Below are 337 nucleotides of genomic sequence, written 5' to 3' on the forward strand. Positions count from 1 at the left end.
GAATATAACAAAGGTTTAATAGACAGCTCCGTCTATTTTTCCGATTTTAACCCCATAAGCGGCATGGAGCAGAACAGTTTTATTTTTCAACAGGCGGCAAAAATCGGCTTTAGCCACAGGGATCTGCTGGAATATATTTTGCGTAACGCGTGCGCAAGATATAAAATCGCCTACAATCCAGCAGTCGAAAATAATTCCGGTAAACGGCGGGTAAATGTGATTCTTGGCGGAACTACTTCCGAAAGGCAGGTTTCCGTGTTAAGCGGAACAAACACCTGGTTAAAACTGCTAAATTCGTCAAAATATTATCCTGTGCCTTATATATTAACTTGGGAAG

General features: G+C 41.2%; 1 protein-coding gene. It reads left to right on the forward strand.

Annotated elements, in window-relative coordinates:
- The coding region (locus tag ACYVTD_RS18505) for a hypothetical protein (protein WP_461249057.1) at positions 1-337 on the forward strand (337 nt) is incomplete at both ends.

The organism is Treponema sp. R6D11, from assembly GCF_054786075.1.